This is a genomic window from Salinibacter pepae (genome assembly GCF_947077775.1).
Taxonomy (GTDB): Bacteria; Bacteroidota; Rhodothermia; order Rhodothermales; family Salinibacteraceae; genus Salinibacter; species Salinibacter pepae.
The window spans coordinates 3,538,743-3,557,237 of the sequence record NZ_CAMTTE010000001.1 but is presented as its reverse complement, the minus strand read 5'-3'; the positions used below and the strand labels follow the sequence as shown (position 1 = coordinate 3,557,237).

16 protein-coding genes are annotated in these 18,495 nt (G+C 67.6%); 10 read left to right on the top strand and 6 right to left on the bottom strand.

Translation table 11 applies throughout. The annotated features are described in order from the left end of the window. Positions 1-25: 25 nt before the first annotated feature. The 3 genes from OJA40_RS14975 to OJA40_RS14965 form a co-directional block, all read right to left on the bottom strand. Entirely contained in the window at positions 26-958 is a 933-nt protein-coding gene (locus tag OJA40_RS14975; protein WP_263792712.1) for a hypothetical protein, read from the bottom strand. An 81-nt stretch (positions 959-1,039) separates the two neighbouring features. Beyond that, on the bottom strand, positions 1,040-2,041 hold the full coding sequence (locus OJA40_RS14970; protein ID WP_263809210.1) for a YbbR-like domain-containing protein: 1,002 nt from the start codon (positions 2,039-2,041) through the stop codon (positions 1,040-1,042). A 186-nt stretch (positions 2,042-2,227) separates the two neighbouring features. Further along, complete coding sequence (locus tag OJA40_RS14965; protein ID WP_263810995.1) at positions 2,228-3,595, bottom strand: NAD-dependent succinate-semialdehyde dehydrogenase; 1,368 nt, start codon at positions 3,593-3,595, stop codon at positions 2,228-2,230. Positions 3,596-3,785: 190 nt separating this feature from the next. Between OJA40_RS14965 and rnc the strand changes: the two genes are divergently transcribed. The 3 genes from rnc to OJA40_RS14950 all read left to right on the top strand — a co-directional run bounded on the left by rnc (position 3,786) and on the right by OJA40_RS14950 (position 6,415). Further along, positions 3,786-4,517 (top strand): ribonuclease III, encoded by a 732-nt coding sequence (rnc, locus tag OJA40_RS14960; RefSeq protein WP_263810994.1) that lies wholly within the window; start codon positions 3,786-3,788, stop codon positions 4,515-4,517. 57 nt (positions 4,518-4,574) lie between these two features. Further along, complete coding sequence (locus tag OJA40_RS14955) at positions 4,575-5,402, top strand: inositol monophosphatase family protein (protein ID WP_208427336.1); 828 nt, start codon at positions 4,575-4,577, stop codon at positions 5,400-5,402. Between the two features lie 101 nt (positions 5,403-5,503). Continuing rightward, positions 5,504-6,415, top strand: coding sequence for an MBL fold metallo-hydrolase (locus OJA40_RS14950; protein ID WP_263810993.1), 912 nt, complete (start codon positions 5,504-5,506; stop codon positions 6,413-6,415). 8 nt (positions 6,416-6,423) lie between these two features. On the opposite strand, the gene OJA40_RS14945 is transcribed toward OJA40_RS14950, so the two are convergent. Next, positions 6,424-6,747, bottom strand: coding sequence for a YhbY family RNA-binding protein (locus tag OJA40_RS14945; protein WP_208427337.1), 324 nt, complete (start codon positions 6,745-6,747; stop codon positions 6,424-6,426). An 81-nt stretch (positions 6,748-6,828) separates the two neighbouring features. Beyond that, positions 6,829-8,082 (bottom strand): damage-control phosphatase ARMT1 family protein, encoded by a 1,254-nt coding sequence (locus tag OJA40_RS14940; RefSeq protein WP_263810991.1) that lies wholly within the window; start codon positions 8,080-8,082, stop codon positions 6,829-6,831. A 236-nt stretch (positions 8,083-8,318) separates the two neighbouring features. Between OJA40_RS14940 and OJA40_RS14935 the strand changes: the two genes are divergently transcribed. Together OJA40_RS14935 and OJA40_RS14930 are read left to right on the top strand one after the other, a co-directional pair. Then, positions 8,319-9,647: an AI-2E family transporter gene (locus OJA40_RS14935; RefSeq protein ID WP_208427339.1), complete on the top strand. Its 1,329-nt coding sequence runs from the start codon at positions 8,319-8,321 to the stop codon at positions 9,645-9,647. A 145-nt stretch (positions 9,648-9,792) separates the two neighbouring features. Then, on the top strand, positions 9,793-10,383 hold the full coding sequence (locus OJA40_RS14930) for a hypothetical protein (RefSeq protein WP_263810990.1): 591 nt from the start codon (positions 9,793-9,795) through the stop codon (positions 10,381-10,383). 6 nt (positions 10,384-10,389) lie between these two features. Here OJA40_RS14930 and OJA40_RS14925 read toward each other — a convergent pair whose 3' ends face one another. Next, positions 10,390-11,322 (bottom strand): DUF58 domain-containing protein, encoded by a 933-nt coding sequence (locus OJA40_RS14925; protein ID WP_263810989.1) that lies wholly within the window; start codon positions 11,320-11,322, stop codon positions 10,390-10,392. A gap of 145 nt (positions 11,323-11,467) precedes the next feature. On the opposite strand from OJA40_RS14925, the gene pyrR reads away from it, so the two are divergent. The 5 genes from pyrR to OJA40_RS14900 all read left to right on the top strand — a co-directional run bounded on the left by pyrR (position 11,468) and on the right by OJA40_RS14900 (position 18,445). Then, entirely contained in the window at positions 11,468-12,067 is a 600-nt protein-coding gene (gene pyrR / locus OJA40_RS14920; protein ID WP_208426726.1) for a bifunctional pyr operon transcriptional regulator/uracil phosphoribosyltransferase PyrR, read from the top strand. 55 nt (positions 12,068-12,122) lie between these two features. Continuing rightward, positions 12,123-13,091, top strand: coding sequence for an aspartate carbamoyltransferase catalytic subunit (locus OJA40_RS14915; RefSeq protein WP_263810988.1), 969 nt, complete (start codon positions 12,123-12,125; stop codon positions 13,089-13,091). Between the two features lie 864 nt (positions 13,092-13,955). Continuing rightward, a complete protein-coding gene (locus tag OJA40_RS14910) occupies positions 13,956-15,914 on the top strand; it encodes a hypothetical protein (protein WP_263810987.1) in 1,959 nt (652 codons plus the stop codon). A 67-nt stretch (positions 15,915-15,981) separates the two neighbouring features. Then, positions 15,982-17,421 (top strand): DUF5723 family protein, encoded by a 1,440-nt coding sequence (locus OJA40_RS14905; protein ID WP_263810986.1) that lies wholly within the window; start codon positions 15,982-15,984, stop codon positions 17,419-17,421. 307 nt (positions 17,422-17,728) lie between these two features. After that, the gene (locus tag OJA40_RS14900) at positions 17,729-18,445 is read left to right on the top strand and encodes an ABC transporter ATP-binding protein (protein ID WP_263792726.1); all 717 of its coding nucleotides are present in this window, start codon (positions 17,729-17,731) and stop codon (positions 18,443-18,445) included. The last annotated feature ends 50 nt before the right edge of the window (positions 18,446-18,495 follow it).

Sequence of the window (18,495 nt, the reverse complement as noted above, 5' to 3'; positions counted from 1 at the left end):
GGCGAGACGGCGAGCAGGCGGCGCATCACAGCCCGAGCAGCACGAGGGCGACGCAGCCCAGGCCGAGGCCGATGCGATTGGGGCGGGAGAGCTGCTCCCCCCAAACGACCACCCCGAGGAGGGCCGCGAGGACCATGATGGCGATGTTGTTCGCCGGAAAGACGAACGTGCCGGGGAGCCCCTCGATGGCGCGGAGCAGAAACTCAAGGGAGGCATAGTTCGCAAGGCCGAGCAGGACGCCCCACCCAACGGTTTGGGGCGTCGGCCACGCCCCGTCTCGGAGCCCCCGACGCACGACGATGACGGCGCCCACGAGGAAGGCGACCCCGAACGCCAGCAGCAGAAACAGGACCCGGCTGTTCTCGGCCCCGAAGCCTTCTTCAAATGTCTTCATCAGCACATCGATGGCGCCCCCCGCACAGAACGTGAGGGCCAGTACGCCCGCGGCGAACCAATCGACGTGGGACCAGACCGGCGAACGAGAAGGGGCCGTCGGCTCGGTCGTGGCAGCCCCCCCTGCAGGGACGGGATCGGGGGCCGATCGCTGATGCGCCAGCAAGAAAAACGCCCCCATGGCCAACACCATCCCCACGCCCTGTGCCGGGCTGGGCACCTCCCCCCACACGCCCCACGACGCCAGAAAGGGAACGACGACAGACACCCGCATGACCCCGATCGCGAGCGACATGCCCGCCACCTCCGTGGCCCACGCCAGCACGAAAAACCCTGCAATCAGCACGGCCCCTGTCCCCGCCCCAAGCGCCACCAGCGGCCCCGACAGGGCGAGGCCCTGATCGATTTCCCGCCCCCCCACGCCGAGGACCCCCACCGCTACGGCCACGGCCGCGGCGTAATTCACGGTCAGGAGAGCCGTCCGGTCCAGCTGCTGCCGGCTGGCATGCTTGAATATCATGCCAATGGTGACGCTGCTCGCCACGGCGAAGACCAAGAAAATCATCGACCAGACACAGGGGATGTGTTCAGGGTTCACGGCCGCCCGCCACGACGGCGCTCTCACCAGTTCGGGCCCCGCCGTCCACTAGCTCTCGGAGACGAAGGTGTAGTAGCGCAGCCGCGACGGAACGGGGGCCGCGTCTCGGATGTGGAGGTCGGGCGGGACGTGTACCCTCGGCGTCACGTACCCGGTCGTGTCGGAGCGAATTTGATCGTACGAAACGGTGGCGAAGAACTCCGAGGCACGGCGCGCCTTGAACAGATCGCGGAACAGGACCCGATACCGAATGCGAATCGTGGACGGCTGAAGCGACACGAGGTCTTGCCCGGACGGCACGCCGGTCACCCCCACTTCCACCGCCCGCGTCTCCTCCACGAACCGCCCCGCCCGTGCCGTCACCTGAACCGACCGGGGATGCACGTCTACGAGCCGGCGAAGCGTATCGGCCAGGGGCATCTCCACCTCAACGGTGTCCTGCAGATCCTCAATCGTGCTCGCAGTGGTGGGCCACGCATCCATCCCCTCGACCACGGACGCCGCCCCCTCTATCCTCACCGAGTCGGGCGCAAGGTGCGGGTCGTCGATCAGCTCGTAGTCGGACGCGGGAACGACCTCCACACGGCTCCGGACCGGCACCGTTCGGGCCCGACGAGGCTCCAGGGCCATTTCGAAGGACGCAGGGGTGACCGCCTCAATTTGCAACGACGTGCCCTGCGGCAGGGTCACCTCGTCGGCCACGTCGACCCGGCTCGTGGTCGCACTGACCTCGACAACGGGGGGGCTGTAGAGCAGTCGGAGCAGGTCGAGCCCCCGCCCCTCCACCCGTACCTGCACGTGGGTCGGGGGCACCTCAGCGAGGGCCTGCCCCGCCGGGGCCTCCACCACCTCGACCGGCAGCCGGACGGTCTGCGTGCGCTGCTCACCGAGGGTCAGCGACAGCCAGAGGATGCAGGAAAGCAGGACGCAGACCGTGAGGGCCATGCCGCGCTGAGGATCTCCGTCCCGTCGAGGCTCGTCGTCTGCGGCAAAGAGGGGACGCAGCCAGTCCCAGAACACGGCCCCTTGAGAATCGGAGTTGGTGGCCACAAGGCTTGGTCGAGGTTCGTCTGGAATGGGAGACCACGGCTGCTTTCACGGCAGGGACTTGGCTTCGTTTCGCCTTCCGTCCCCCGAAGGCGGGCGGGAGCACGTCGGGGCTCCCCGCCCCCTCGCGGCGGGACCCGGGAACGCCCGCGCGGGTCGCTCAGCCTGGGGGCGGCCCGGGCCGTTTTCTCATTCCTCAACCCATACGGTCTTGGCGTTCACGAACGCCCGGATCCCGTGGCGGGACAGCTCACGGCCGTAGCCGCTGTCCTTGATGCCCCCGAACGGAACGCGGGGGTCGCTCTTTGTCATCTCGTTCACGAAGACACAGCCGACCTCCAAAGAACGGGCCATTCGCTCTCCCTTTTCGAGGTCTTCGGTAAAGATGCTCCCCCCGAGCCCAAACCGCGTGTCGTTGGCGAGGGCCACGGCGTGCTCGGCGTCGTCGGCCGCAATGACAGACGCCACCGGCCCAAAAATCTCCTCGTCGAAGGCCACAGTGCCGGGATCCACGTCGGCGAGGACGGTCGGGGCGTAGAAAAACCCGTCGCGCTCGAGGGTGTGCCCCCCGGCGACGGCCACGGCACCCGCCCCAATGGCCCGCTCCACCTGGTCGTGCACCGTGTCGCGCAGATCCGCCCGCGCCATCGGCCCTACGTCCGTCTCCCGATCCGTGGGGGGGCCGACCGTAAGGGCCTCCACGGTTTCCACCAGCCGCTCCTGGAAGTCGTCGAGCACGGCCCGCTCGACAATGAAGCGTTTTGCGGCGATGCAGCTTTGGCCATTGTTTTGCATGCGTGCCGTGCACCCCACGGACGCGGCCTTCTCCAGGTCGGCGTCGGCACAGACGATGAACGGATCGGAGCCGCCAAGCTCCAACACCGTGGGCTTGATCTGGGCCGCCGCCTGCCGGGCAACCGCCGCCCCGGCCGGCACGCTTCCGGTGAGCGTAGCGCCCCGAACCCGTTGATCGTCCAGAACGGTCCCGACCGTCTCCTCGTCGACGCGCAGCACCTGCAGCTCGTGGTCCGCAAATCCGGCCTCCCGCAGGAGGTCCGCGATCGCCTCGGCACAGCCGGTGACGTTCGGCGCGTGCTTCAGGAGGACCACGTTGCCGGCCATCAGGGTCGGCGCGCCGAACCGAAACGCCTGCCAGAACGGAAAATTCCACGGCATGACCGCCAAGATGGGCCCGAGCGGCTCGTGGGCCACATAGCTCTTCCGGGCGGACGTCTCCACCGGCTCGTCGGCCAGGAAATCGGCGCCGTGCTCCGCGTAGTACCGGCAGGCCCACGCGCACTTCTCGGCTTCAGCCTGTGCCTGGGGGAGGGGCTTCCCCATCTCCTCGGTCATGAGGGCCCCGAGCGCGGGGGCGTTGCCTTCGAGGAGGTCGGCGGCCCGCTCCAGGCGCGCGGCCCGCTCGTCGAACGAGCGGCTCCGGTTCACCTCGAAGGCCGACGCGGCGCGTTCGAGGCGTCGCTCGACCTCTCGGCCCGTGTGCGTCGAATATCGTTCGATCTCTTGTTCGGTCGTGGGGTTTACGGAGACGAGGGGCATGGCCGGAGAGATGCAATGCGACAAGACGAGACACCGGGTTTCACGACCGTCCGTCGAACGGTGATCCCGGCGGCCGCTCGTTGCTTCCTCGCCAATTCCGGGCCGTCTTCGTCGAGTCACTAGATCCCAGCGGGGGGGCCTGCGTAAACTCACCCCTCGTCATTCCCCGCAATCGTTGTCTCGACGGCGCATGAGCGACTCTCTTCCCCCCGGCGTGCAGGTCGACCCGGCCGCGGTCGAGCAGCTCGTGGGGCGTCCGGTCGACGATCTGTCCCACTACCGGCGGGCCCTCACGCACCGATCGCTGCTCCGCGTCTACCCGGCGCGCACGTTCCGGTCGAACGAGCGGCTTGAGTTTCTGGGGGACGCCCTCCTCGACGTCTTTGTGGGGGAGGTGCTCTACGGCCGCTTTCCGGAGAAGGACGAGGGCGCGCTCACCCGACTCCGGGCCCGGCTCGTGAGCGAGCGCCCCCTGGCCACCTACGCCCGTGGCCTCGGCCTCGGCCCCCACCTCCTGATGAGCGAAAACGCGGCCGAGGGCGACGGGCGCGACAACCCCAGCATCCTCGCCGACGCGTTCGAGGCCTTCGTGGGGGCGGTCTACCTAGATCTGGGCCACGAGGCAGCGCGGGGATTCGTCCAGGACCGCGTGCTCGCCCGCGTCGACCTGGAGGACGTGGCAACCCGGGACGACAACTACAAGAGCCAATTGCTCGAACACCTTCAGGCCCTGGGGCGCCCTCAGCCCACCTATCACGTCGTCGAGGAGAAGGGCCCGAGCCACGACAAAACCTTCACGGTGGAGGTGCGGGTTGGGGACGCAGCCCACGAACGGGGCACCGCCGGAAGCAAACAGGACGCCGAGCAACAGGCCGCCCGCCGGACACTTAACGAGATGGCCTCGGACCCGTCCCCCTCGTGATCCCTTCGGACTCGGCGGGCCCCACAACTCACTTTTCCACAACGCAACGCCGTTCTGATGTCCGCCCTTTCTTCCGACCTCGACCTGGCCCTCGACCTGGCCCACATCGCCGAAGACGAAATCCTTCCCCGCTTCCGCACGGTCAGCGTCACCCACAAGCCGGACGGCACGGAGGTCACGGAGGCCGACCGTGAAGCCGAGCGGGTCATGCGCGAGCACCTGGCCGACGAGCGCCCCGACCATGCCGTACTCGGGGAGGAGTTCGGCGCGAGCGGCCCCGACGACGCCCAGTACCGGTGGGTGCTCGACCCCGTGGACGGGACCGCCGGGTTCACGATTGGGGTGCCCCTCTTCGGCACACTCGTGGGGCTTCTGGAAAACGGCACGCCGGTCGCGGGGGTGATCCACTTCCCTGCGCTCGGCGAGACCGTATACGCCGCCCGGGGGGAAGGCTGCTGGTTTCGAACAGGCGAGGCCGAGCACGCGGTGAGCGCAGACCCGGTCGAGTCGCTCGATGCCGCCACCGTCACGACCACGGCCCTCCACAGCTCCGACGTCACGGCGGAGGCCGACCAGACGCCCTACCGTCTCACCGATCTGGTCCGGCGGGCCGGCAAGTTTCGGTTCGTCACCGACTGCATTCAGCACGCCCTCGTGGCCCGGGGGCGGACCCACGCGGCCGTGGACACCCTCATGCGCCCGTGGGACGTGGCCGCCCTGGTGCCCTGCGTGCGGGAGGCCGGCGGTGTTGCCCAACCGCTCGCCCCCGAGGCCGACGACGTCGTGTTTGGCGGCAGTCTGGTCACGGCCGGCAGCGAGTCGTTGCTCCACAAGGTGCGCAGCCTGCTTCAACCGAGCGCCGATGGGGCAGAGCCTCCCCGCTGACTGGGGGAAGGAACGTACGTCTCAATTCGTTCGCTGCCCCTCAACGGCCCCTCTATGGCCGCGCGAGATCGCCGCCCTCGTTTCATTTCTTCCGTCCCGCCATGCTGGACCGACTCGACACGCTCGACCTCCACTTCCAGGACCAACGGCGCATCATCGCAGCCTACCTCTACCCCCACGCCGACGGGGTGGCCCTCATCGAAACGGGCCCTGGCTCCACCGTCCCCATGTTGCAGGCCCGGCTGGCCGCCCGGGGCCTTACTCCGGCGGACATCTCGGAGGTTTTTCTGACGCACATCCACCTCGACCACGCCGGGGCCGCGGGCCATCTCGCCCGGCACGGCGCCACGATCTACGCCCATCACGTCGGGCTCCCGCACTTGTCCGACCCGGCCCGCCTACTGGCAAGTGCGCGGCGCATCTACGGGGACGACATGGATGCCCTCTGGGGGGAGATGCACCCGGTCCCCGACGACCAACTCGTCGCTTTGAACGACGGGGACACCGTGCCCCTGGGCGGGGAGCCGCTGACTGCGCTCGACACGCCAGGCCACGCCTCCCACCACATGAGCTATGTGCTCGGGGACGTCTGCTTCACCGGCGACGTGGGGGGCGTCCGCATGCCCGAGGAGCGCCACGTCGAGCTTCCCCTCGCGCCCCCCGAAATCGACCTCGATGCCTGGCGCGAGAGCCTGGCCGCCCTCCGGGCCGCGGCCGACCGGCATGACCTTCACCATCTCGCCCCCACGCACTTCGGGCTCTACGACGACCTTCCTGCCCACTTCGACCGGCTGGAGGCCGCCATCGAGACCGCCGACAATTGGGCCGCCCGAACGCTGCCCGGGTGGGACGACGGCGATGAGGCCCTCCAGGATGCCGTCACGCAGTGGATGCGCGGCCGGGCCTCCGACCATGGGGTCGACGGCGACGCCTGGGACCGCTACGAACGGGCCAATCCGAGCTGGATGGCGGCACTGGGGCTGCGGCGATACTGGACGACGCAGACGGCGTAGGGGCGCCCCTACGCCTCCTCGGCCCCCGACGCCGGCAGGTCAATCTTCGGGTTGTCGGGGTGCGGACGGTAAAACAGGGCCGTGCCCCCGATCGTACGGACGACCTGTACGTCCTCCAGGGCGTCCGCCACCGCCTCTGCCACCTCGCGGACGGGGCGGGGGGCGTTGTCGAGCACGCGGATGGTGACCAGCTCGCGGGTGTTGAAGGCCTCCTCGACCGCCTGCATGACGGCGTCGGTCACCCCCTCCTTGCCGATGTGCACGAGGGGATCCTGCCCGTGGGCTTCGCTGCGAAGGTGGGCGCGCTGGCGAGACGTCAGGCGGTCGGACATGGAATCTGCAGGCCAAATGAGATGGGGGTTGACAGTTCGTTTCCCCACGATCGTGGCGCCCGGGCGTTCCTGCATGCGTTCTCAGGCCACGGGGCGCATGGCTTCCGGCGATGCGTCGGCCGGGGCAAACTGCATGACGCCCCACTCTCCGTTCACCGCCCAGTCCGGCTCCTCGTCGTCGAGCCGATCGACCTGGGCCGCCGACAGCCCGGCGGCCACCTCCGACTTGTGCGTCCGGAGCGCCAGCACCGGCACCGGCACCGGCGCACTTGCCTCCGCAAACGGCGTCGTGAAGTCCCACTGCCGGTCCCCCAGGAGGCGCCGGTAGTTGGCGTCCCCCTTGCTGATCAGGAGATCGGCCCGGGCCATTTCGGCACGCACGGGAGGCGGCAGCTCACGGGCCCGGAGCGGCGAGGTCCAGACCCACCCCTCCCGCAGGCGAAGGCGCCCGGCCGCGAGGGCCCTGCGCAGCCGCCCCCCCAGAGCCCGAACAGGCGCCTCGTCGGCGTCGGCCAGGGTGGCGAGTGTGGCGTGCACGTCGTCGACGGTCGCGTCGGAGACAAAGGTGGGATGCGCCTTCAGGTGCAAAGTTACCCGCCCGACGGCCGCGGCGGCAAGCAGCCCGTCGATCAGGGCAAGGTCCGACACGAGCTCAAACCCCGCGTTGTCGGCCCACACGTCGACCCGGGCCGGGCGATCCCGTTCCTCCAGTTGCGCGAGCGCCACGGGGGTGTCGTCGACCAGAAGGTGCTCTTCGGCCCGCTCGGGATGCCGGTGGCCCGGCCCCTCCTCGTCGGCCGTCCACATGCTCAGGTCGGCCTGGTTGCCCCAGAGCGCCGAACGGAGCAACCGTGTCAGGACGGAATGCGTCTCGTGCCCCTCGTCGCGGGCCCGGTTCCGTCGCCGAGCCAGTGCCTCGATTCGGGCTTCAGTGTGAGCGAGGCCCTGCTCTTTCTGATCGGCAAACGGGTCGGCCTGGCGCCCGGCCCCGGCCCGGAAGTATCCGGTCGCCTCTAACAGCCGACGATAGAAATAGGTCTCACCGAAGAACCACGGCACCTCCAACCAGGTCTTCCCGAGATGAGGCGCCACATACTCCTCCCAGAGGGCCGCGTCGGGCGCCTCGTCGTCGCGAAGCCGCCGGATCGGCCCGTTGGGAAGCGCATCGCGGAGGGCCTGGATGCGAGCATTGATCGGGTCGGGAAAGTCGTTGTCCGCGATGACACGCCCGGCGATTCGGGGCCATCGGGCGGCGATCGTGCGGCGCGTGAACGCTCCCGAATTGGTGCCCCGAAGGGGTGGGGGAAGCGGTGCAGAGGAGTCGGTAGGGTCCACAATAGCAATCGGCTTGCGGAAGAGAAGGGGACAGAGATTCTTCGGAATCTGTACTGCGACCCCGCCCGGGAGGTCGGGCCCGTTCCTCTTTTCTCCAAAACCATAGACTGGGGGACGGGCTCCGGGTCTCTCACGAGCAGCAATGCCCCCGCCAAACGTAGACGACCGGCGGCCCGAACCCATCAGGACAGAAGCAGTTTGCAGCAGGCGGTCCGTCAAAGTCCGTCTCCCGTCCCATGCCCCCCGACTCCCCCTCGCCCGACTCATCGGAGTCTTCCGATTCGGTCGTGCCCCTCGACCCTTCGGACCCCTCCTCGCCCGGATCGTCGGCCCCGGCGTCCCGGCTGGAACGGCTTCGCAGGGTGGCATTCGAAGCGGTGCTCGTGGCGGGTGGGGTCGTGCTCTTCCTCGTGATGTTGTACGAGATGCACACGCCCCCGCCGGAGAACGGCTTTCTGTCTCCGGCCCTCGTGGGCCTTGCGGGCGTCGTTCTCCTCTGGCCACTGCGCGGCCACAAGGCCGTGCGGGCCCTGCTGCTCTCCGGGGGGCTTCTGCTTCTGCTCTGGACGCTGGACAAGGTCAGCCGCGTTCTCGTTCCGTTTGCGGCCGTGTACCTCCTGGCCTACCTCTTGAACCCGCTCGTCGAGCGGCTCAGGGAGCGCTATCAGGTGCCCCGTTGGCTGCCCTCGCTCGTGGTGACCAGCCTCGTGGTGGGCGTCTTTGTTCTGTTCATTCTCATTCTCGCCCCGAACATCGCCAATCAGGCGCAGGCCCTCTCCGACCGGGTGCTGGGGACCGTCCAGACCCTGCGCGCCTGGCTGGAGGCCTCCACGGTGCTGGACGCCCTCGAAGGGGCCGGGCTCCTCCGAAAGCAGGAGGTGATTGCCCAACTCCAGGCCCTGATCAAGGAGCAGGCCGGCCGCCTGCCCAGCGCCGCCGAAAACCTGGTGGCCTCCCTGGGGTCCTTTCTAGGCGTCGTCACGCTCCTCGCCCTGGTGCCCGTCATCCTCTTTTACACCCTGAAGGACTACCCGACAGTCCAGTCGGGCCTGGTCGACCTTTTTCCCACGGCGGGCGGGCGGCGCGATTACCTGGTCGAGGCCGGAAGCATCGTGGGCCGGTACTTTCGCGGGCAGCTTCTCATCAGCATCATCGCAACCATCAACGTGTCGGTGCTCCTGTTTCTGTTCGACATCCCGTTCTGGCTGCTGATCGGGCTGCTCGCCGGCCTCCTCAACCTGATTCCCCAGATCGGCGCCCTCATCACGATGGTCGTGGGCGCCCTGGTGGCGCTCATCCTCGGGAGCTGGGTCAAGGCCGTCATCGTCATTGCGGTCCTCCTGGGGGAAAGCCTGCTCGAACAGAGCGTGCTGACCCCAAACATCCTCAGCTACCAGGTCGGCCTGCACCCGCTCCTGGTGCTCTTCTCCCTGCTCGTCTTCGGGACGCTGCTCGGCGTGTTCGGCCTTCTGATTGCCGTGCCCATGACCGCAATCCTGATGACGGGCTACCGGGCCTTCCGCGAAGAGTTGACGCTTGACCTCAGCGAATATGGCGCCCCATGAAATAGTTCCTCCCCAGGCTGGGCCCCACGCACCCCACCCGCCCTCGTGTGGTTGGGCGTGATGGCCTGTGCCCGACGGCCAGTCGTGCTCCTTGTGCCCCTCCCGCTCCTCCCTTCCGGCAGGGACTTCTTTCCATCAATCCCCAATGGACATCGTGACGCGGACCTTTGAGGCCCCTCGGACCTACCGCCCCAGCGCCTCCGTCCTCGGCCGCGCGGTTCGGGCCTGGACGAACGACCGGCTGCAGGGGGAAGCGCTCTACCTGGTGGCGATGACGGGCCTCACCATCATCCTGCTCATGGCGCACTATTTGGGCTGGGCGCTCTTGACCTCGGCCCTTGCCGCGTCTCCGGGGTGGGAGCCCCTGTTCTGGCAGACACAGGTGGGATCGGTTCTGGTCCTAGCCGGGCTTGGGCTCGTGGGCTTCCGCCCGGCGGTTCGCGTGACGTGCCGCCCCGATGCGGTCACCCTTCGCCAAGGGGACCAGACGCGCACCCTCTCGGCCCCCGATATTCAGGACGTTCGTCTCATCTCGGCCCAGCGCTACCATCGTCACTACCGCCGTTACGCCGCCACGCAGGTGTTTGCCAGTGCGGTTTCGGAGCAGGTGCTCTGCGTGCGTACGGGAGACGGCCCCGTGATTGTGGCCCTCCCAGGGCCCGAGGCGCGGGCGGCGCTACTGGACCACCTGGAGGCCCTCACGGCCTCGGCGTCGGAGGCCGCGGCCCGCCCGTGAGGGCGACTACACCAGGCGCGAGCGCTTGTTAAGGTACGCCATGAGGGCCGTGTGGTAGGCCTCGTTCGTGTCCAGCTCTGCGAAGTCGATGTCGTGTTCCAGGCAGCTGCGGCGGAACGTCTCGGTAAAGTGCTCCACCGCCTCCGTGTAGTGGTCGCGCAGCTGGGCGGGCCGGAGCGACACCTCCTCCCCCGTCTCCACGTCCCGAAACAGCATGGGCCGGTCCGGAAACCGAAATTGTCGCTCGGTCTGGCCCTCCAGGACGTGGAAGACAATCAGCTCGTGCCCCCGGTGCCGGAGGTGACGAAGCGCCCGCAGAAGGTCGTCGTGGGCCGCGATGTTTTCGAAGAGGTCCGTGATCACGATGATAAGGGATCGGCGCTCCACCCGCTCGGCCACCTCCTCGAGGGCGGCGGCCGCGTTCGTGCGCTGCTCCGTCGCGTCCCGCTGCCGAAACTGCTCGAGGGTGACGAGCAACTGCCGCAGGTATCCCTGTGTCGCCTTCGGGGGCCGGAGCGTGTGCACGGACTCGTCGAACCCGATGAGCCCCGTGGCGTCCTGCTGTTTCAGCATGAGGTTGTGGAGCCCCGCGGCGAGGTACGACCCGTAGTCGAGCTTTGACAGCTCACTGTCGCCCGCGTAGCGCATCGAGGCGGAGGTGTCGAGGACGACGTAGTTGCGGAGGTTGGTCTCCTCCTCGTACTGCTTGATGTAGTAGCGGTCGGTCTTCGCGTAGACCTTCCAGTCGACGTGCCGGAGCTCGTCGCCCGGGTTGTAGGGGCGGTGTTCGGCAAACTCGACCGAGAAGCCGTGGTAGGGACTCTGGTGCAATCCCGTGATGAACCCCTCCACGATCAGCCGCGCCCGCAGCTCCATGGTCTCGAGTTGCGACACGACGACGGGATCGAGGTAGCGACGCGCGGCATTGGATTCGGCCATAAAGAAACTGGCAAATTCCCAAATGCACCGGACCCGTTAGAAAGTTTGCCGCCTGTTCGGTTCCTTGAGGGAGGCGATTCGCCCCAACGGCGACGGCCCCAATTTCCCCCAGCGCCTTTCCGCTCTCATCGTGCCCGACGCCCCCATGCCGTCCGACGATCACATCAAAGCGCACCTCATGACGGCCCAGGACCTCGGCCGGACGCTGGACCGGATGGCCCAGCAGATCATCGAGCGCTTCGCCCCCGAGGCGGCGGCGTCTCCCACCGACACCTTTGCCCTCGTGGGCATGCAGACGCGAGGGGTCCACCTCGCGCGTCGCCTCCAACGCCGCATCGAGGCCCAGACGGGACTGGAGCTGCCCCTAGGGCTCCTCGACGTGACCATGTACCGGGACGACGTGCGCCTGCGGCTGGAGCAGCCCGAGATTCAGACCACACGCATCCCGTTCGACGTCACGGACCGGACGATCGTGCTCGTCGACGACGTGGTGTTCACCGGCCGAACGGGGCGCGCCGCCCTCGACGCGCTCATGGACCGGGGCCGCCCCGCCACCATTCAGTTCCTCACCATCATCGACCGTCAGCATCGCGAGCTTCCCATCTCGGTGGACATTGTAGGGCGCGAGGTGCCCACCCTGCCCGGCGAGGAAGTGCGGGTGCGCGTCGAGGAGGTCGACGAGGCGGACGGCGTGTGGCTGGTCCAAGCCCCCGCGTCCCGTCCGTCCGCCGACGACGGCCGCTGAGCGTGCCCGTTTCCGCGATTTCCCTGATTCCCATATCCCCTCTCCCGCCCCTCCTATGGCTGCCTCCGAATCGTCTGCCGCCCTGGATCGCCCCGACGGGCTGCGCCACCAGCACTTGCTGGACCTCTCCCCCTACGAGGCCGACGAGATCCAGTACCTGCTCGACACCGCTCAGGAATTTCGGGAGGTGCTGGACCGGCCCATCCGTCAGGTGCCCACCCTGCAGGGCACCTCGGTCGCCCACCTCTTCTTTGAGCCCTCCACCCGAACGAAGCTCTCGTTCAACCTCGCCGCCGGCCGCCTCTCCGCCGAGACCGTGAGCCTCTCGAAGGCCAGCTCGTCGGTCACGAAGGGCGAGACGCTGAAGGACACGGCCCGCAACGTGGAGGCCATGAAGGTGGACGTGGTGGTGCTCCGCCACCCGTCGCCCGGCGCCCCCCACTTCCTCGCCCGCTGCACCGACAGCGTCATTCTGAACGCGGGCGACGGGGCCCACGCCCACCCGACCCAGGCGCTGCTCGACGTGCTCACGATGCGGGCGCACGTCGACTCGTTTGAGGACCTGAACGTCTCCATCATCGGCGACATCACGCACAGCCGCGTCGCCCGCTCCAACGTGCAGGCCCTCACCACGCTCGGGGCCACCGTCACGCTCTGCGGGCCGGCGACGATGCTGCCGGTGGAGATGGAGGCGGCGCTGGACGTGCGCACCACGACCCGCCTCGACGAGGCCCTAGAGGGCTGCGACATCGCCATGGCCCTGCGCATCCAGATGGAGCGGCAGAACGCAGGCCTTTTCCCCAGCACCCGGGAGTACCACCGCCAGTTCGGCATCACGACCGACCACCTAAGCCGTCACCCCGACCTTCTCATCATGCACCCGGGGCCGGTCAACCGCGGCATTGAACTGACCGACGCCGTCGTGGACCACGAGCGGTCCATCATCCTGAGCCAGGTCACAAACGGGGTCGCCCTGCGGATGGCCGTGCTTTACGTCCTGGCCCCGCGCCGCGAGGAGGCGTAGCCCCGCGGTCGTCAAACGGAGCCGCCACGGATGTCGAGGGTGTCGAGGAAGGGTCTCAAGCGCATCCTCCGGGGCAGCGCCCCCATCGCCCACTCACATCGTATCGACGACCGCCCGGAATTGACGGCGTCGCCGCCGCAATGGGACGAATCAGGGTCTACTGACGTCCGGACCAACGGGCTGCGCCGGGGCGAGGGCCCTGCACGAGAGACCGGCCGACGAGACGAGCGCGCAGATGTGTTGCATCCGACGAGCGCCTGGGGGCCTGTATGACGGCGCGGGAAGCCGGAACTGTGGCGGATGCCGTACCGGATCCGATTGCCTCAGTCCCTGCCGATAACGAGGGGTGCGGGGCGCCAAGCACGACCCGCCACCCGCTCTCTGGATGATTGCTGATTCCACGCGGGCCCAATTGGGCGTCGGCAGGAGAAGCCCTCTCGGCCAGACGGGCGGCGACGGCACGCCTGTCTACGACCACGGCCCGGTCGCCCCGAACGTCGAGCGTGCCCGTCCGGCGTGGAGATCCATGTCCGCCGAACGCAGGCCGCGTAATTGCGCACTGCGGGGCGAAGAAACTACAGGTCCAGCACAGGTATCGTCGCCCTCAAGAAACCAGGCCGCAGCGTAAGGGCGGGGCATCCGACCTGGCGCGATTCTTGACCAACGCACCATGTGAGCCGGACTCAAGGGCGAGTGCCGCTCAATGTGCTGCGCTTCAGGGCTGACCTCAGGAATTTTGATCACGGCGAGGCCGTTTTGGAGAAACGCCCCTTTTCCTACCGCGGACAACGGCCCGTCTCCGAGAGGCCACCGCTCCCACTTTCAGTGAACACCGTCTTTCCTTTCCGCAACCGGTTCTGCGCCATGTCTTCTTCTCAGGCTAGCTGGTGGCCCCTCACAGCGGCCGCACTCACGTTCGTCACTCTGATGGGGTGCGACGTGCCCACGGGCAATTCCTCGCCATCCCTCAACACCGACACGGAGGTCAGCACGCCGCTCGTACAGGAAAAAACCTTCACGTTTCTCGGGGGGCCGAACAGTGAATTCGACCCGCTGATCGACACCACCTCGTCGGACTTCGACGCCCTGTTCGAAGTGGAGGCGGCGAACAACGACATCTCGGTCGTGCAGACAATCGACAACTTCGACATCGGGAACCTGAACGGCGCCCTCGACAACGCGACCGGGGCCCTCACCTTCGCCCAGAAGAGCTTCAAACGGGACCTCATTGATTTGCAAGAGGAAGGAATTCCGTCCTCGGGAGAACAGCGGATCGGGGACTATCTCACCGAAGAGGAGCTACAGAGATCGGCAACGGCCACTATCCCGGTACGTGGAAGCGACCGGGTCGCGTTCGACAAGGCGCAGGACAACTACGTGGAGCTCGGAAGCACGGAGATTAGGGGGCAAGACATCACGGTTTCCCCGACCGCCCAGGAGCGTGTGTTCGATGAGCTTCGGTTCGTATATCCCGACATTCGAGTTGAGCCGTACGGCGAAGACGACCAGCTCGTCGTCAGCTTTGTCGAAAATCCCAGTGGCAAATACGAACGGGACATAAACGACCTGAGAAGTGGGTTTCGCATTGGTCCGGAGGGCACGCGCGTGTACCCGAACAAGCCGAAGATCGACGAAGACGGGACGGTCACGTTTGAGATTGACGGCCAAGTGAACCCCGACCTGAGAGTGGAAAACGACGACAAGATCTCCTTCGGGGCGTCGACCGCCCTCGACAATTTTGAGATTCAGGAGATCGATGTCGGTGCGGCGAGGCCGTTCACGGTGGCCGTCACGCCGAATGAAGACGGGGGAGCCGTTGATGTTGCCGACGACAGCGAAGTGCGGACGGCGGCCTTCGATGGCTTTGGGGGCATCACGGGACGCGTGGACGGGCTCGAGCTGGCGGACGTGAGCCTAACCTTCCAGGTTGAAACCGCCAACCTCGCGTCGACGGACGCCCAGTTGTATGCGGCGATTCAGGGGACGAACGAGACAGACCAGATCTATCTTGGCGGAACGGAAGATCAGGACGCGTCGCGCGGGGCGGACCGGAACGTGTCCTCCCTGCCCTCACCCTTTTCTGCGTTTACGGAAAACGGCTCTACCCTTCCGAATGAGGAGCTGATCAAGCTGGGCGTTGGGCTTGAGGATGCGTCCCTGGGCGAAACGGTGCGAACGCCGCTCGTGGTGGATGGAGACAATTCAAACGTGGCGGACTTCGTCAACGCCCTCCCGACGGAGGTCCGCCTGGCCGGGCAGGCCCGGATCAACACGGACGAGGGCGGCCTGAGCGTCCGAACACCCATCTCGCTGGACGCGAAGTTCTCGCTCAACGTCCCCCTCCGCATCAAGGATCGGTTCCGCGTGCGGGACACCATCGATGCGGACCTGTCCGACCTCAACGACCTGACCGACCCGGAGGAGGACGTGAACATTTCGACGGCGGAGCTGCAGTTCGAATATACGAACGGCCTGCCCCTCGGGGCAGACGTGAGGATGGTCATTGTCGACGCCGCGGGCTCGGCAATTGAGACGTTCAACGGCGACTTCGAAAACGACAACTTCCGAATTGAGCCGGCCGCGAAGGACGACGACGGCGCGGCAGCGGCTCCGTCATCGGGCACATTCGTCTTCCCCCTCGGCAGTACCCAGGAGGACCTGCGAGCGCTGGCCGACGGCGATGAAATTCGGCTCGCCCTCAACATGGATCAGGCGGGATCGGGAGGGGGCACGTCGGCCGTCGCTCGCCTCCGGGCCGACGACCAGCTGATCCTCAACCGCGTCCGTCTCGAGGCCGACGCCTCCGTTCAAACCGGCAACTAAGCCCCAGAGGCCTCGACGCGACCGCCCCCCCCGGCACCTCTCTTTCCCGACACAGCAGGTTGGACCGATGACGCCCCACGCCTTTGTCTTCCGCTCGGCCCTTGTTCTTTTCCTCTCGGGCCTTCTGGCCCTGGCGCCCGAATCCGTTCACGGCCAGTCCGGCATGCGCAGCGTGACGGCCGTGAGCACCGGCGGGGGCACGTCCGTCTTCGATACGGGCCCGGCCGCGCTCTACTCCAATCCGGCCAACCTGACGGTCGGGCCGACCGACCCTTCCCTCGAGATTCAGCTGCTTCGGGTGGGGGCCTACCACGGGGGCGACTTCTACCAGTTCGAGCACATCGACCCCCTCTTCTACAACAACGAAAAGGCCCTCCCGAACGACGAGCAGAAGGCCATCCTCGACGACTGGTTCGGGGGGGACCAGCAAACGGCAAGCACGTACCTGGAGGTGGTCCCGTTGTCGATCACCCATCGCCCGAGCGACCGCTCCTGGGCGGTCGGCTTCGGCATTCGGGGCCGCACCGTTCAGACCTCCGCGATGAACAAGGGCCTGTTTGACGTGCTGCTCCGAGGGACGGGGGAGGAACGCACCGTACCGGTCGACGGGCGCAGCCGAGCGTACGCGACCGTCGACGTCACCGGGGCCTTCAGCTACCGGTTTTCGTCGGTGCCCCTGTCGGTGGGCGTCTCGCCCCGCGTGATTTTCGGGACGGCCTTCGCGGACGCCGCCCTCAACTCGCAGGCGACCGTGAGCGGCGACTCCCTGGTGCACCGATTCGACTACACGGCCCGGGCGGCGGGCCCGTTGAGCACCGGCCTGTTCGACACGTTCAACGCCTTCAACGACGACCCGGTGGACGAAGTCGTGGGGGGGTCGTCCGGGATCGCGGGGATCGGGGGCGGCCTCGACCTCGGGGCCACCTACACGGTGCGGCCGGGGCTGCTCGTCTCGGCGAGCATCACGGACCTGGGCCGGATCAGCTGGAGCCAGGAGGCCCAGACGGTGACGCCCGTGGAGGATGTCTTTCGGTTTGAGGGCGTGACGCTGGACTCGGATCGGATCGATGATGAGTACGACGGCGCAACGGGGGAGTACATCGAAGACCAGGTCGACAGTCTTGCTCATGCCGCCTACGAGGACGTGAATCGCGACCGCTCGTCGTTCGCTACCGGCCTTCCCACCACGCTACACGTGAACAGCACCTGGGACCAGGGCCTCGTCACCCTGAACGGGGGCGCATCGATCGGGCTTAACGAGGACGCCGGGGCGGTGCCCAGTCCGGCGGCCCTCCATATGGGGGGGACGCTCCACCTCGGGCCCGTCCCCATCCGCGCCGGCGCTCGGGTCTCCGGCACACAGGCCGTCGCCCTCTCCGGAGGCTTCGGGCTGGACCTCGGATTCTACCGGTTCGACCTGGGGGCGAGCATCACCCCTTCCACCTCGACGCTCGGCAGCGGCGCACGCTACGCGGTAAGCCTCTCGTTGGCGACAATCCGGTTCTGAGAATGAAGAAATGCCGCCGCGCGCCCCAAGGTCGGTGCTCTGCCCGATGCCGCTCGGCTGAGCCCGGGCGGGGGCCTCGCCCACGTGCATCCTTGGATCTGGTCCGAACAGCACCAGGGCAGGCCCTCCTCTCACGGGGAGACGTCGAGATCGCAGGTCCTCGGACTTCATCTCGTTGGCGGTCGGGCGCGAAGATTCTGGAGAGAGGCGCTCCCCTCGGAACGGCCCCCTCCATCCTCGGCGTTGGGTTTTTGGACTTGGGTCTCGTCCCTGCCGCCAAGCCCCATTCCGACCGCCGCCCGCCAGTATGCCCGACGCCTCGTCGCCCCTCGTCCAGCTCGACGCCCTCACAAAGACCTACCGGGAGGGCGATCAGGAGCGCGCGGTGCTTCAGGAGGTCTCACTGCGACTGAATCGGGGGGACTTCTCGGTCCTCATGGGACGCAGCGGGGCCGGGAAGAGCACGCTCCTCAACCTGATCAGCGGCATTGACCAGCCCACCTCCGGCCGCGTCCGGATCGGGGACACCGACCTCACCGGCAAGTCCGAGACGGAACGCACTCGCTTTCGCCGCTCTCACGTGGGGTTTGTGTTTCAGTCGTTCAACCTGATCTCGACCCTGACGGTTGGGGAGAACGTGCGGCTGCCCCTTGAGCTGGCCGGCAGGGCGCCCCGGGCCACGAAAGACCGGGCCCGTGCGATGCTGGACCGGGTCGGGCTGGCCGACCGGGCCGACCAGTTCCCCGACCGCCTCTCCGGCGGGGAGCAGCAGCGGGTGGCCGTCGCCCGGGCCCTGGCCCACGAGCCCCTCCTCGTTCTCGCCGACGAACCGACGGGCAACCTGGACTACGACACCGGGCAGGCGGTGCTCACCCTCCTCAGCGACCTCGTGGTCGATACCGATACCACCCTCCTCGTGGCCACGCACGACCCGGAGGTGGTTCCCCGGGCCGATCGGGTCCTGCACCTCCACGGCGGATCCCTGCACGAAGAGGTGCCCGAATACATCACGTCGGGGACGTAGCCCACACACAGGCGATTCGTGAACGAAGCGCCGTGGCGCCGCCCAGGGCG